The organism is Desulfovibrio sp. JC022 (assembly GCF_010470665.1).
Taxonomy (GTDB): domain Bacteria; phylum Desulfobacterota; class Desulfovibrionia; order Desulfovibrionales; family Desulfovibrionaceae; genus Maridesulfovibrio.
On record NZ_VOPZ01000003.1, the window covers coordinates 267,663 to 282,364 of the forward strand.

At 49.6% G+C, this 14,702-nt stretch carries 12 protein-coding genes; 8 read left to right on the top strand and 4 right to left on the bottom strand.

The window, feature by feature from the left end; all coding sequences use genetic code 11:
• A complete protein-coding gene (locus FMS18_RS06395) occupies nt 1-426 on the top strand; it encodes an N-acetyltransferase (RefSeq protein WP_163292915.1) in 426 nt (141 codons plus the stop codon).
• Nucleotides 427-438: 12 nt separating this feature from the next.
• Here FMS18_RS06395 and FMS18_RS06400 read toward each other — a convergent pair whose 3' ends face one another.
• Entirely contained in the window at nt 439-1,485 is a 1,047-nt protein-coding gene (locus FMS18_RS06400) for a sensor domain-containing diguanylate cyclase (protein ID WP_239060961.1), read from the bottom strand.
• Nucleotides 1,486-1,630: 145 nt separating this feature from the next.
• On the opposite strand from FMS18_RS06400, the gene FMS18_RS06405 reads away from it, so the two are divergent.
• From FMS18_RS06405 to FMS18_RS06420, 4 genes are all read left to right on the top strand, one after another.
• Complete coding sequence (locus FMS18_RS06405) at nt 1,631-2,329, top strand: transcriptional regulator (RefSeq protein WP_239060962.1); 699 nt, start codon at nt 1,631-1,633, stop codon at nt 2,327-2,329.
• Between the two features lie 271 nt (nt 2,330-2,600).
• On the top strand, nt 2,601-2,975 hold the full coding sequence (locus tag FMS18_RS06410; RefSeq protein WP_163292917.1) for a RidA family protein: 375 nt from the start codon (nt 2,601-2,603) through the stop codon (nt 2,973-2,975).
• A 71-nt stretch (nt 2,976-3,046) separates the two neighbouring features.
• Entirely contained in the window at nt 3,047-4,243 is a 1,197-nt protein-coding gene (locus FMS18_RS06415) for a dicarboxylate/amino acid:cation symporter (protein ID WP_163292918.1), read from the top strand.
• A gap of 280 nt (nt 4,244-4,523) precedes the next feature.
• Nucleotides 4,524-5,819: a serine dehydratase subunit alpha family protein gene (locus tag FMS18_RS06420; protein WP_163292919.1), complete on the top strand. Its 1,296-nt coding sequence runs from the start codon at nt 4,524-4,526 to the stop codon at nt 5,817-5,819.
• A 123-nt stretch (nt 5,820-5,942) separates the two neighbouring features.
• Here FMS18_RS06420 and cutC read toward each other — a convergent pair whose 3' ends face one another.
• The 3 genes from cutC to FMS18_RS06435 all read right to left on the bottom strand — a co-directional run bounded on the left by cutC (nt 5,943) and on the right by FMS18_RS06435 (nt 10,888).
• Complete coding sequence (gene cutC, locus FMS18_RS06425; RefSeq protein WP_239060963.1) at nt 5,943-8,348, bottom strand: choline trimethylamine-lyase; 2,406 nt, start codon at nt 8,346-8,348, stop codon at nt 5,943-5,945.
• A gap of 289 nt (nt 8,349-8,637) precedes the next feature.
• Entirely contained in the window at nt 8,638-10,053 is a 1,416-nt protein-coding gene (gene gltA, locus FMS18_RS06430) for an NADPH-dependent glutamate synthase (RefSeq protein ID WP_163292921.1), read from the bottom strand.
• Nucleotides 10,043-10,888, bottom strand: coding sequence for a sulfide/dihydroorotate dehydrogenase-like FAD/NAD-binding protein (locus FMS18_RS06435; RefSeq protein WP_163292922.1), 846 nt, complete (start codon nt 10,886-10,888; stop codon nt 10,043-10,045). The genes gltA and FMS18_RS06435 overlap by 11 nt, the downstream gene beginning before the upstream one ends.
• A 412-nt stretch (nt 10,889-11,300) precedes the next feature.
• Here FMS18_RS06435 and FMS18_RS06440 point away from each other — a divergent pair, with 412 nt between their 5' ends.
• The 3 genes from FMS18_RS06440 (at nt 11,301) to lepB (ending at nt 14,630) form a co-directional block, all read left to right on the top strand.
• A complete protein-coding gene (locus FMS18_RS06440) occupies nt 11,301-11,720 on the top strand; it encodes a hypothetical protein (RefSeq protein WP_163292923.1) in 420 nt (139 codons plus the stop codon).
• A gap of 418 nt (nt 11,721-12,138) precedes the next feature.
• The gene (gene lepA / locus FMS18_RS06445; RefSeq protein WP_163292924.1) at nt 12,139-13,944 is read left to right on the top strand and encodes a translation elongation factor 4; all 1,806 of its coding nucleotides are present in this window, start codon (nt 12,139-12,141) and stop codon (nt 13,942-13,944) included.
• Between the two features lie 83 nt (nt 13,945-14,027).
• The gene (gene lepB / locus FMS18_RS06450; protein ID WP_136675885.1) at nt 14,028-14,630 is read left to right on the top strand and encodes a signal peptidase I; all 603 of its coding nucleotides are present in this window, start codon (nt 14,028-14,030) and stop codon (nt 14,628-14,630) included.
• The last annotated feature ends 72 nt before the right edge of the window (nt 14,631-14,702 follow it).

A 14,702-nucleotide genomic window follows, 5' to 3' on the forward strand; every position in this document is an offset into this window, starting at 1 on the left:
GTGATTAGAAAGGTTCTGCCCGAAGAGTATGATTTTTTAGGTAGTCTGTGGCTTGAAGTGTCCATTAATGCTCACGATTTTATTTCCCGTGAATTCTGGGAAGCAAATCTCGATGCCATGCGCAATGAATATCTACCCGCCTCTGAAACATGGGTGATTGAGCAAGATGGCGATATTGCGGGCTTTATGAGTCTTATGGGTGAAACCGTTGCGGCTTTGTTTGTTTCTGCCGATAAGCAGGGAAATGGCCTTGGATCACGTCTGCTGCACCATGCAAAAGAAGAATATGAAAGTCTCAACCTTTGCGTTTACAAAGAAAATTTATCTTCTGTGGCATTTTACAAAAAACAGGGATTCAAGGTGTCTGAAGAACGCGCAGATGAGCACACCGGACATGTTGAATTTGTGATGAGCTGGCAGCGTTAAACTTTCAGCCGTTTATTTGCTGACCACTTGGTTGCGTCCGGATTCCTTGGCGCAATACATCCGTTTGTCGGCAATGTTCAGCAATGCATCCGCTGATGGTTCCTGACATTCCTCTATGGAAGCAATACCGCAACTGGCGGTTATCTTTACCTTGCCTTCGGGAACGGAAATGGTGGCATTTTCGCAGGCTGACCTGATTCTTTCGGCTACAATAACTGCTTCTTTTTTTTCCGAACCGGGCATGAGGATTACGAATTCTTCCCCTCCGTAACGGCAGGGAATATCCACGCCTTGGCGGCTGTTGTCGTGCAATATCTGACCTACAGCGCGCAGGACCATGTCTCCGGTGGCGTGGCCGTAGCTGTCGTTTACGGCTTTGAAATCATCCACATCAAGCATGATGACCGAAAGTGGGCCGCCTCTGCGTTTAAAGCGCTGAATTTCTTCACGCACCCTGATGAACAGGTAACGGCGCATGTACAGCCCGGTCAGGCTGTCTTCAATGGTCTGGCGGAAGAGCCTTGAATTTTCAATGGAAATCGCCGCTACTGTTGAAACTATGCCCAACTGGAAAAGTTCAGAAATATCCCACTGCTGATCCTTGCCCCGGTAAAGAGTCACGAATCCCCGGATACGGTCACGGGAACCGACCAGCGGTATGCACAGGCAGGTTTTGTCTGTGTCGCAGTATTCTGAAGGCAGGGGGTAGATTGAATCGTCGCAAACCGGACGCACTACCGGCTTCAGGGATTGGGCTGCTTCAATCATGGCTTTGGTCAGCGGAATCTGTTCATCAATTATGAATCTGTGCTGCTTATGGGAAGCGGCAACCCCTTTGAGCTGGTCGTATTCATCGTACATCATCAGGGTCGCGTCCTGACAATTACCAAGATCGCAAAAAGCTTCCAGAACCCGGTCCACAAGGATGTCGGGGTCTACTTCCATGGCCAGAAGCCGGGTCGCAAAATTTATGGTCAACAGCGTTGAATCAAAATCGAATTTATCAATGGACATGTTGGGTATGGTGTTGGTGTTGGTGTTGGTGGAGTGAGTAATCATACAATGGGTTCGGGTAAAAATACAGCACTAGATTTATGTGAAATTTAACGCAAATGAATTTATTGAATTGGATGATTGACAAATTTTTTATCAAGAGTACAAAAAATTCTGGAGCTGATAAAAAATTATTATGAGGGAGAGAATTTTGCCAGCTATTGTTAAGTCTATATCCTGTGAGATTGATCATTATGTTCCTTTTGTGGAATTTCTGGGAACATTTCTGGGTGATAATTGTGAAGTTGTCCTGCACGATACCACCAGCAAGGAAAAATCGGTACTTGCCATTGCCAACGGACATATTTCCGGGCGTGGTGTGGGTGCGCCCTTGACTGATCTGGCCTTGAAGTTTCTGGTGGATGAAGTTTACCGCCAGCAAGATTGGATGATGGGCTACACCACTGAAGGGCGAAACGGTCATATTCTCCATTCCGCAACATATTTTATTAAAGGGTCCGGTGGTGACTTGTTGGGGATGCTTTGCCTGAACATGGATACCTCCGATATGCTGGCCGCCCGCGACATGATTAACAAAGTGATTCATAGTGCCGGGTTCGAGCGTTCTGTCAAGAAAGAGGACCATTCCTCCGCCCCTGCTGGTGAAGAGCATAGTGAAACCTTCCCTAAGTCCATGGAAGACCTGACAGAATCCCTTATTGTGCGCGTTATTTCAGATACTAATATTCTGCCGGAACGCATGACTTCTGATGAAAAACAGGATGTGGTCTCAACCCTCAATGAGCGGGGTGTGTTCATGCTTAAAGGGGCTATTAAGGACGTAGCAAAGCATCTGGTGGTCTCTGAGGCTACAGTCTACCGTTATTTGCAGAAGATTAACGATAAATAATTATTACTGGAAAGAATTTTTAAACCGGGCCGAGTCTTTTTAGATTCGGTCCGGTTTTTTTGTTTTGTAGGAAAAGTAAGTGCGTACTTCTTTTTTGCGAAATTGAATGTGTTTATTTTTTGTGTTTCGAATTTCTCTTTTTTTAATAATAAAATTTTCTTGTTTGGATAAAAATTTATTGACGTGTGATTTTCTTATCGCTATACGTGGATTCATAGCAACGTGAAGGTTGTTTTTGAACTCAAAGGAAATATCCATACAGGAGATAGTGATGAAGAAAGTTGTTGTAAGTGAGAAAGCCCCCGCAGCAGTAGGCTGCTACTCTCACGCAATTGAAACCGGAAATCTGGTTTTCACCTCCGGTCAGCTGCCCATCAATGCTGAAACCGGAAAAATGCCTGAAGGTCCTGCTGCTCAGGCCAAGCAGGCCCTCGATAACCTGAAGTACGTTCTTGAAGCAGCCGGAGCCACCATGGATGACGTGGTCAAGACCACCGTGCTGATCCAGAACATCGAAGACTTCGCTGCTATCAACGAAGTTTACGCGACTTATTTCTCTGAACCGTTTCCCGCACGCAGCTGCTTTGAAGTGGCAAATCTTCCCCTTGGTGCTTTGGTGGAGATTGAGGCTGTTGCGGCTAAATAATTAAATTCGGCTCGTGGTGCTGCCGGGTTAATTCTAAGGGTCGTTTACGGCCCTTACAAAGGAGTGGAAAAATGTCTAAGGAATCAAAATTCAAAGAGTTTGGGCTGATCATTAAATTGCTTTTCGGTATTGCAGCCGGTGTGGGAATCGGTCTTTTTGCAAATCATGCGGTAATGGAAGTTGTGGTTACTGCTAAATATGTAATGGGTCAGTTTATTTTTTATACTGTTCCTCTTGTCATTCTTGCTTTTATCGCCCCGGCAATTACCAGACTGGGCCAGAACGCATCTAAAATGCTGGGTGTGGGTGTTTCCCTTGCTTACCTTTCCGCTGCCGGTGCTGCTACTATGGCTGCTGTCGCTGGGTATGTACTCATCCCTCATCTTTCAATTGCCACTCAGGTTGAAGGTCTTCGCGAGCTTCCCGAAGTTGTTTTTCAGCTGTCCATCCCGCCGATTATGTCTGTTATGACCGCGCTGGTGACCGCTATCGTGCTTGGTCTTGCCACTATCTGGGTCAAAGCCAAGACTTTTGAAAATATGCTCGGCGAATTTGAGAACATTATGATGCAGGTAGTTACCCGGATCATTATTCCTATTCTGCCCTTCTTTATCGCAGCCACTTTTGCCGGACTTGCTTACGAAGGAAGCCTCACCAAGCAGCTTCCGGTATTTCTTGAAGTTATTGTGATTGTCCTCGTAGGTCATTTCATCTGGCTCACTTTCCTGTACACCCTTGCAGGCATCATTTCCAAACGTAACCCCCTTGAAGTTTTCAAGCATTATCCGCCCGCATACCTCACAGCGGTAGGTACCATGTCCAGTGCCGCAACTCTGCCTGTTTCTCTTGAATGTGCAGGTAAGTCCAAGGCTCTCGGCAAGGACACTGTTGAGTTCATGGTTCCCCTTGGCGCGACCATCCACCTTTGCGGTTCCGTGCTCACTGAAACCTTTTTCGCCATGACCATCTCCATGATGCTCTACGGTACCCTGCCTTCCGTGGGCACAATGACCATGTTTATCCTGCTCTTCGGCATCTTCGCCATCGGCGCACCCGGCGTTCCCGGCGGAACCGTTATGGCTTCCCTCGGTATCGTTGTCGGCGTACTCGGTTTCGACCCCGCAGGTGTTGCACTGCTGCTGGCAGTCTTCGCCCTTCAGGACAGCTTCGGTACTGCCTGTAACGTAACCGGTGACGGTGCCCTTGCTCTCATGATGGAAGGTATCTTCAATCGCAACGGTGAACTCGACAAAGCCCGCACTTCTTAATGAAATAATTTCGCCTCCGGCGGCCCTGCCGGGAGCCTTAAACCCTTTTGGTAAAAGGGTTTAAGAATCCCAAAACTTTTCAGTAGGCTTTTGCCGCTGGAGGCGAAAATGAAAACAAAAAAAAGAAATCCGTTTTCCCACGTAAGGTCGAACTAGTTCCTCGCACAATCGACCACCCAACTTGGCGAAGCCCTAATAAAAGTTTTTGAAGAGTCCAGAGAAACTTTTTTCAAAAAGTTTCTCTGGTCCCCCCCGAAGGGGCCGCCGGAGGCATATCATCATGACAAATAAAAAATGGTCTGAATACGCAGAAATTTTGAAACGTGAAGTTGTTCCCGCTCTCGGCTGCACAGAGCCTATCGCCATTGCCCTTGCTGCTGCCAGGGCGGCTGAGACTCTTGGTAAAGAAGCCGAAAAAGTAGTTGTTAAAGTGAGCGGCAACCTGCTCAAAAACGGTATGGGCGTAGGCGTTCCCGGTACCGGAATGACCGGGCTGGACATCGCTGCAGCTGTAGGCGTTACCGGTGGTAAATCCGAACTCGCGCTGGAAGTTCTGCGTGACCTTGATGCCGAGCAACTGGCAGCGGGTAAGAAGTTGCTGGCTGATGGTCGTTTACATGTAGAGTTGGCCGACACTGAAGAATTGCTTTACGTGGAAGCTGTTGTTGAATCAGGTGCTGATTCAGCCCGCTGCGTAATCGCTCGTGCTCATGCAGCTATTGTGCTGGTGGAAAAGAACGGTGAAGAAGTTTTTTCCGCACCGCTTATGAGCGAGGACAAGGAAGAGTCCGGCTGTTCTATGACCATGAAAGAAATTTTCGAATACGCCACCGAGGCTCCGCTGGAAGATCTGCGTTTTATTCTTGAAGCTGTAGAGCTTAATGAGAAGGTTGCAACTGAAGGCCTTACTGATGACTGGGGGCTGAAAGTGGGTAAATCCATTGCCAAGGATATTGAAGACGGCATCCGTTCCGATGATATAGTTTCATACGCCATCAAGATGACCGCCGCAGCTTCCGATGCGCGTATGGAAGGTATCCAGATGCCGGTAATGAGCAACTCCGGCAGCGGCAACCAGGGGCTGACCGCGACTCTGCCTGTGCTGGCCTTTGCCAGACGTCGCAATGCCAGTGAAGAACAGCTTGTGCGAGCTCTGATACTGAGCCACCTTTCCGCAGTACACATGAAGAGCCATCTTGGTAAGCTTTCCGCTCTTTGCGGGGCCAGCCTTGCCGCGACTGCTTCCGGCTGCGGTATTGTTCTTATTCTCGGCGGCGGACTGGAAGAGGTTGAAAGCGCCATTAAGAACACCCTCGGCGATATTGCCGGAATGATCTGCGACGGCGCAAAAACTTCCTGCGCTCTGAAGGTTTCATCCGCAGTGGAAGCAGCCATCAATTCCGCACTGCTGGCAATGAAAGGAATCTCCATCCCCGGTAAAGATGGAATTCTTGATGATGATATCGAAGCCTGTATCCGTAACGTGGGACAGCTTGGGTCCGTGGGGATGGCTCAGACCGATAAGGTCATCCTTGAGATCATGACCGGGAAGCACACCACTGCCCCGGCAGCATAATTTTACAGAACTACATCTTCCCCCCTTAAGTTCGTCCTTCCTTGGATTGACGAGAACAAGAAGCCCCCGGTTTTACCACAAACCGGGGGCTTTACTTTTTGCTTGAACAGAGGAGGTTAAATACTAATCAAGCATGGTTCTGCTGATGATTTCATCCTGTACTTCCTTGCAGAGTTCTACAAAGAAAGCGCAGTATCCGGCCACGCGAACAATGAGGCCGCGGTAATCATCAGGGTTCTGCTGGGCTTTAAGCAGGGTTTGGTTGTCAACGTAGTTGAATTGCATTTGGCCGTTGCCGAGCACGGAGGCAGTGCGCAGCAGGGCGATAAGCCCGTTTTCACCTTCCGGTGAGTCGAGGGAACCTTGCATGAGCTTGAAGTTGTGGGCCATTCCAAGGCTCATGGATTCCACATTGAGTTTGCCCACGGATTTGATCACAGCGGTGGGGCCTTTGGTGTCGGCTCCCTGTGTGGGACTCATGCCGTCGGAGAGGGGAGATCCGTTCATGCGTCCGTCAGGGGTGGCCCCGATCATCTCACCCAGCGGGGTGTTGAATGACTGGGAGAGAGTGCCGTGAATCATGCGGGCGTAAAGTGATTTGTGTCCGTTAATGGTCTTTTCGGTATAGTCGATGATGTCGGAGGTTATGAGGTCGGCGTAATCATCATCGTTTCCGAATTTGGGCGCGCCGAGACAATCATTGCGCAGCTCTTCAAATCCTTCCCAGTTGGCATCAAGGGCCTGTTTGAGCTGGGCGAGGGTGTATTTCTGTTCATCAAATACCAGTTTTTTGATGGCAGCCATGGAGTCGGCATAGGTGTTCAGTCCGGCAAAGATAGTGCCCGGTCCTTCGTAAAGGCAGGCTCCTCCGGCGGTTACGTCCTTGCCGCTTTGCATGCAACCGTCAACAAAGAGGGACATGTAAGGGGTGGGAACCATGTCGCGGACCAGTTTCTGGTTGATGAGCGAGCCTTGCGCAGTGATATCCATGATATGGTCGAGCTGCTTTTTGACTGCTGCGTCGAATTCTTCATAGCTGGTGAACTGCTCAAGGTCTCCGGTATCGAGTCCCTGTGCATTTTCGCCGTATGATTTGAGTATGCCGCGGTTGAAGACGAACTCAATGGCGATGGGCCACTGGGTGAATCCCCCGGCGGTCCACTGGTGGATGCGGCCTGATTTCTGGGGCTCAACACAACCCATAAGGCTGTAGTCGCGGGCATCTTCGAAATCAAAACCCTTGCGGATCATCATTTTGATGTGGGCATCGTCAAAGTGACAGGCGGGCATGCCGTTGCCGGATTTGACCACTTCTACTATTTTTTGCAGATATTTCTGCGGGGACTGGTTGTGGATTCGGCAGGCCAGTGAAGGCTGGTAAACACTTACCTTAGCCACAGCGTCCATGATCAGGAAGGTCAGGTCGTTGGTTCCGTCTCCGCCTTCGCGTTTGACACCGCCCACGCACATATTAATGAAGGGCATGTATCCGGCAAAATATTTGGCGGTTGCTTCCGGGGTGTACCAGATCATTTCAGAGCATTTGAGGATGAAGCAGTTCATCAGTTCAAAAGCCTGCTGCTGGTCGATTTCGCCGGATTTGATGCTGGCTTCATAGCAGGGCAGCACATACTGGTCGAAGCGTCCAAGGGAAGTGCTGCACTGGTTTTCTTCCAGCAGGAACAGGGATTGGATGGTCCAGACAGCCTGCAAGGCTTCATGAAAAGTTTTGGGAGGATTAGCCGGAACGCGTTCGTTAATCTCAGCGATGAGTTCCAGTTCCACCTTGCGGACCGGATTATCTTCTTTTGCCGCCAGTTCTTTTGCATAAGCGGCAACACGCTCCGCGTAGAGCAGAATACCTTCACAGGTAATGATGGCAGCCTTGTAGAAATTTATTTTATCCTGATCTGACTCAGCACTTGGGTCAGCATCTTTTTTAAGTCCGGCAAGGTGTGCTTCCGCTTCGGCCTTAACTCCGCTGATACCTTTTTCAAAGAGGATGATGTCGTAACCGGGGCTGGTGTCACCGCCACCGCTGGAAATGTGGTAGGTCAGGTCGCTGACGCAGGATTCGGCACCGAATTCCCAGATCCCCTCCTTACGAAACTCTGCTTCACAGGCTTCGGCAAGGGATTTGCCTTCCCAGAAAGGAAAGATTTCATCGCGCAGGATTTTCTTGTCTTCGTCGCTGATCAGGTAAGGGTCCTGCGGACGGCTGCCGATGGAGTCCAGTTCATCATGAATCAACTTCCAATCTGTGTCAGGGGAGAAAGAACCGGTACGCGGTTTGCCACAAGGGTGACCGACAATGAGTTCGCCTTCCTGAATGTACATGGGCGCGATTTCGCAGGCGCGCTTGAAACCCATGGCCCGGCGGATGTTATTAGGCAGGTCGGGGTGTGCTTTGCTTATTTCTGTAAAAGCCTGCGCGCGGACAATTGAAATGCTCGGCTTTACCTTAAGGTACTCATCTTTGAGCTTGTTGATTCTGTCAGTAAGAAAATTTTCCGTATAATCTGTCTTCATTGTAGAACCCCTTCCCGTAGAAAACATTATTTACAGCAGAAGCATAAAGCGAAGCGCAATCTCTCCTGAACCATTCCTATTTTCTTCGTTTATAAGAAAATTAAAACAGGGCAAACCCCTTCCAGCTAGGGGGAATGTTAAATTTTTTGTATAAAAAAAGACGAAGCAGCGTGAATACTACTTCGTCTTATTGTCTTTTTTAGGCACTTTTAATGACGCTAGTACGAAACTAACCTACTAAAAGGGTTTAAGCCCCCGGAGGGACTCCCGGTAGGGCCGCCGGAGGCAATTAAACTCCCAATTTATCCGCAATAGTCTTAGCCGCGCGGCGACCTGCGCCCATGGCTGAGATTACAGTTGCGGAACCACCTGCGATATCACCGCCTGCGTAGACGTTCGGGATGGAAGTTTCTCCGTTCTCCGCATCAGTTACGATGTAGCCCCATTTGTTAAGATCAAGTCCGGGGGTGGCTTCGAGCAGTACCGGGTTGGCTCCGGTTCCCACTGCGAGAATAACCATATCCACCTCAAGCTCTTTGGTCTTGCCTTCCACTGCAACGGGACGGCGGCGACCGGAATCATCAGGCTCGCCAAGCTCCATTACTTGCAGGGTCATGGACTTAACATGGGAATTCTCGTCGCCGTTGATGGCAATGGGCGAGGTGAGCAGCTCAAGCTGTACACCTTCCTCAATGGCATGATGCAACTCTTCAAGGCGAGCAGGCATCTCTTCCTGAGTACGGCGATAAGTGATGTAAACATTCTCAGCACCGAGACGCAGGGCGGTGCGGGCAGCATCCATGGCTACGTTACCGCCGCCGATCACAGCCACGTTCTTGGCTTTGGGTGCGGGAGTGTCGTATTTCGGGAATTCGTAGGCCCGGCCGAGGTTGATGCGGGTCAGGTATTCGTTGGAAGAATATACGCCGACGAGGTTTTCGCCGGGAATATTCAGGAACCACGGCAGACCTGCACCGACGCCGATGAATACGGCATCAAAACCGTCATCAAACAGATCCTGCACGGTGATGGTTTTGCCGCCCACATAGTTGGGCATGAAAGTAACGCCTTTGGACCAGAGCGCGCCCACTTCACGGGCAACGATGTCCTTGGGCAGACGAAATTCAGGGATACCGTAAATGAGTACGCCGCCCACTTCGTGCAGGGCTTCGTAGACTGTTACGGGAACGCCGCGCGCGGCAAGATAACCGGCTACAGTCAGGCTGGAAGGCCCGGACCCGATGCAGGCCACCTTGAATTGGTCGTTGGGCAGGGAGCATGCTGTGTGCCCGGTTATCATTTCACAGGCGGAATCACTGTCAAAGGTGTCGGCAACAAATCTTTCCAGACGGCCGATGGCTACCGGCTCGTACTTCTTGCCGAGAATGCAGGCCCCTTCGCACTGGGATTCCTGCGGACAGACACGTCCACAGACAGCGGGCAGGGCGTTGGTCTCCTTGATGACCCGGTAAGCGGAAGGAATGTCGCCGTCAGCTAAATGTTTGATGAAGCCCTTGATGTCGATTTCAACAGGACAGCCTTTCTGACAGAACGGCTTTTTGCACTGTAGACAGCGCGCAGCTTCGGCCATGGCTTCTTCTTTTGAATAGCCGAGGGCTACTTCTTTGAAGTTCTTGTTGCGGACGTCAGCCGGTTGTTCCGGCATGGGGGTACGTGTGGGGGTAAAATTCTGTTTATTCACCATGGCAGCTACAACTCCTGAACATTTGCATTGAAAGGTCTTCCTCTTCCTTATATTGGGTGAGGCGCATTTTCAGTTCATTGAAATCGACTTCATGACCGTCGAATTCCGGGCCGTCCACGCAGGCGAATTTGGTTTCTCCGCCAACGCTGCAACGGCAGGCACCGCACATGCCCACGCCGTCAACCATGATGGAGTTCAGGCTTACTGTGGTTTTAACGCCGAAAGGTTTTGTTACCTTGGCTACCGCTTCCATCATGGGCACGGGCCCGATAGCTACTACTTCGGAAACGTCCTTGTCCTGTTCAAGGCGTTCACGCAGGAGATCGGTGACAAATCCTTTGTGCCCGGTACTGCCGTCATCGGTGGCGATGAGCAGTTCGGGGCAGAAATAGCCCAGTTCGGTGCAGAAAAGGAGCATGTTTTCACTGCGTGCACCCACAATGGCGACAACATGGTTGCCGGCAAGATGGTGGCCTTTGGCAATGTGGTGCATGGCTGCGATACCTGTACCGCCGCCCACACAGATGACAGTGCCGGATTTTTCAATGTGGGTGGCTTTACCCAGAGGACCGCAGACATCAAGGATGGTGTCCCCTTCATTCAATGTTTCAAGCAGGGCTGAACTTTTACCTACTACGAGGTAGACGATGGTGATGGTGCCTGCTTCTTTGTCAGTGTCAGCAATGGTGAGGGGAATGCGTTCACCTTTTTCATGGATGCGTAGAATTACAAAATTTCCCGGTTTAGCCTTTTTGGCAATTTGAGGACAGTCAATGACCAGCATGGATGTCTGGCCTGGGATAAGTGCTTTTTTAGTCAGAATTTTGTTGCTCATAATCTCCTACACTGCTTAAGTTTCAGGGGAAGTTATGTTTTTCCCCACCGGATTGCAAGTTTCAGACTGATTATAAGGCCTTGGCTTTTCCCTTTCTGTGAAAAAACTGAAATGTACGCTTCCCTCGCTCTGCTTTTTCAGTCCTTTAAATTTTTCCCTTTGTCTGCCGGGTAAAGCCTTATCGCCAGTTTGAATAAATCGCTCGCCCTCTTGCCAATTCTACCTCGACGTATTATATCTTAATACAACTTAGCAGAAGTTTATTTTCATCAGCTTCCACGGACGGAAGCCGGAAATACCGCGTATCCTTCATGGATGATTGCGAATATCTCGCAGATACGGCGGATTGCCCTTGCAGGCAGTCGGCCTTTTTTTGTGTACGCGGAAACGGTTTTTTCTGGTGGAGTGAGTAGTGAGAGTAGCAGCGCAGGGCATCAGCCAATATGCTGATAATGCGAAAAAGTGGTCCAGAGACACTGCGGCTGAAGTGGAAAAGGTGAAGGCGCGCGTTGTCACGCGTAAATTCGGCTTCAGTATAGGTAAGCTCGGTGTTAACTTCACTGCAAAGGACCTCGAATTTGAACCGGACGAGGCCCGGAAGGCATCGCGCGAGTTCCGATCAAAAACCTATCCCCGTACCCAGAGCGAAGAGCAGCATGTGCAGAATGTGTATCAGCAGCTTGCTCTTACCCAGACGGCTCTTTCCGAGGATTCCGCCAGTTTTAATCCCGGGAGTACCGGTTACATGAGGACCAGGGCTCTTAATGCCTATTCCCGACAGTCCGGTGCTCTTAGTCATACGCTTCCGGGCAGCGCTCTCGGCAAAGTCTGATTCAAGTTAGCATTCTGATCATAACAGAAATTTAAGTTTTTCTGTCTTGTCGGTGCTCTTTTTCCCCTTCTCAACCCAAAGGAATCATTAACACCTTGTCCCAGAATACTGTGCAGCAGCAGTAAGAATTTCAATGATGTCTGATTTCTTCTTTAATATAAATTGATGGGTCAATCAATTGGTTTTGTAAAAATATCGCAACATTTCTTTTTGTATGTAATATATCCCTTTCTTAAATATTGGTTTCGGCTCAGGGTTGCCTAGTTAATGCTTGCCGGGACGGCAATTACATATTAGACAGCGGCTCACAAATACCGTAATAAGAAATCCCTTTACCCTTGCTTCGAATGGAAGCGGGGAAATACTAAGAATATAACCATAGGCCGACGACCCTTGGAGGCCGCCGACATTTTCACATATGGCAAATTTAGATAAAATAAGAAATTTCAGCATCATCGCGCATATCGACCATGGCAAGTCCACTCTTGCGGACCGCATCCTTGAGATTACCGGGATGGTTTCCGAACGTGAGAAAAAGGATCAGTACCTTGATAAAATGGAACTTGAGCAGGAACGCGGCATTACTATTAAAGCCCAGACTGTTCGCATTCCATACAAAGCCAAGGACGGCGAGGAGTATATCCTTAACCTGATCGATACGCCCGGACACGTGGACTTCAGCTATGAAGTTTCCCGTAGCCTTGCTGCGTCCGAAGGTGCACTGCTGGTGGTTGACTCCACTCAGGGTGTGGAAGCGCAGACTCTTGCCAACGTATTTCTGGCATTGGATCACGATCTTGAAATCGTGCCCGTGCTTAATAAAGTTGATCTGCCCAGTACTGATTGTGAACGGGTGGCACAGGAGATTGAGGAAGTTATCGGGCTGGATTGCTCCGAACCGCTCATGATCAGTGCCAAGACCGGGTTGAACGTGGAGGACGTACTGGAATCCATCGTTAAGGACCTGCCGCCGCCGGAAGGCGATCCTGATGCACCGCTCAAGGCTCTGATTTTCGACTCCTGGTACGATTCCTATCAGGGCGTTGTGGTTCTGTTCAGGATTCTGGATGGTACCATCAAAAAAGGCGACAAAATTCAGATCCATTCAACTGGACGTACTTTTGATGTCACCACTCTCGGTGTTTACACCCCTGAACCGCAGAAGGCGAAATCCCTTGCTGCCGGTGAGGTTGGTTTCCTGTGTGCCAGCATGAAGGAACTTAATGACGCTCCCGTGGGTGATACCGTTACTTTGGCTGAAAATCCGGTGGTAGATCCATTCCCCGGTTTTCAGGAAGTGAAACCCATGGTTTTCTGCGGGTTGTACCCTGTGGAACCTGCGGAGTACGAACCCCTTAAGGGTGCTCTGGAAAAATTGCAGCTCAATGATACTGCTTTTTCATATGAGCCGGAAACATCCACTGCTCTCGGTTTCGGTTTTCGCTGCGGTTTTCTCGGATTGCTGCATATGGAAATTATTCAGGAAAGGCTGGAGCGTGAATTTCAGGCCAAGCTCATCGCCACCGCGCCTTCTGTTGTTTATCAGGCTAGGCTGAATAACGGCGATGTCCTTGAAATCGACAACCCCAGCAAGATGCCCGACGGCGGTGATCTCGAATCACTGGCTGAACCTTTTTGCCGTCTTGAAATTCACGTGCCTAACGAGTATGTTGGCGCGGTTCTCAAGCTTTGTGAGGAGAAACGCGGAATCCAGCAGGATATGCGTTACCTGACATCTTCAAGGGTTATCATTACTTATGAAGTTCCCTTTGCGGAAATTATGTACGACTTCTTTGACAAGCTGAAATCGCACACCAAGGGTTATGCTTCTCTTGATTATGAAATTATCGATTACCGCGAATCGAATCTGGTTAAGCTCGATATCCTGATCAATACTGATCCGGTGGATGCTTTTTCAGCCATTGTACATAAGGATTCAGCATATCCTTTCGGGCGTTCACTTGCACTCAAGCTGAAAAGGGCCATCCCGCGCCAGATGTTTGAAATTGTTATTCAGGCCGCAATCGGTCGCAAGATCATTGCTAAGGAACGAGTGGCTCCGTTCAGGAAAAACGTTACCGCCAAGTGTTACGGCGGGGATATTACCCGTAAGCGCAAACTTCTGGAAAAGCAGAAGGAAGGTAAGAAGCGCATGAAGAAGATGGGTAATGTTGAGATTCCGCAGGAAGCGTTCATGGCTGTATTGAAAGCGGGTGAGGATTAATCGCCCGGTTCGAAGGTGCTTTTGCGCTTCAAGACAACGACTCGCCCTGCGTTAAGCGCAGGAAACTATAAGGATATTAGATTATGAATCCCAGATGGCAGAGCACTGTGAAGGAATATATTGAAGCTCTTTTTATCGCACTCATACTGGCTCTCTTCATTCGAACCTTTATTGTGCAGGCCTTCAAGATTCCGTCCGGTTCCATGTTGCAGACCCTCCAGATCGGAGATCATCTGCTGGTAAGTAAATTTTCCTACGGCGTGAAAGTTCCCTTTACCGGGAAGGTTATCGTGCCCATGGGTGACCCGGAGTATCAGGACATTATCGTCTTTAAATACCCCGGAGACACCAGTAAGGACTACATAAAAAGGGTTATCGGAGTACCCGGTGATACTGTGGAGATCAAGAACAAGATGGTCTTCGTAAACGGTAAGGAGCTTAATGAACCTTACGTGCAGTACACCGATACCACCCACGTTTCAACGCTGCGCGACAACATGCCGCCCCGGGTAATTCCCGAGAACGAATATTTCGTTATGGGCGACAACCGCGATGGATCCAACGATTCCAGATTCTGGGGCAATGTTCCCAGAGAGAACATCTTAGGAAAGGCGTGGATTATCTATTGGTCTTGGGGCGGTCCCAAGACCGTTCGCTGGGATCGCATCGGTGACATCCTGCACTAAGCGACAGCAGTTGAAATCTGGATACATGAAAGCCCCGGTACGTTTGTACCGGGGCTTTAGTTTTTTGTGCGG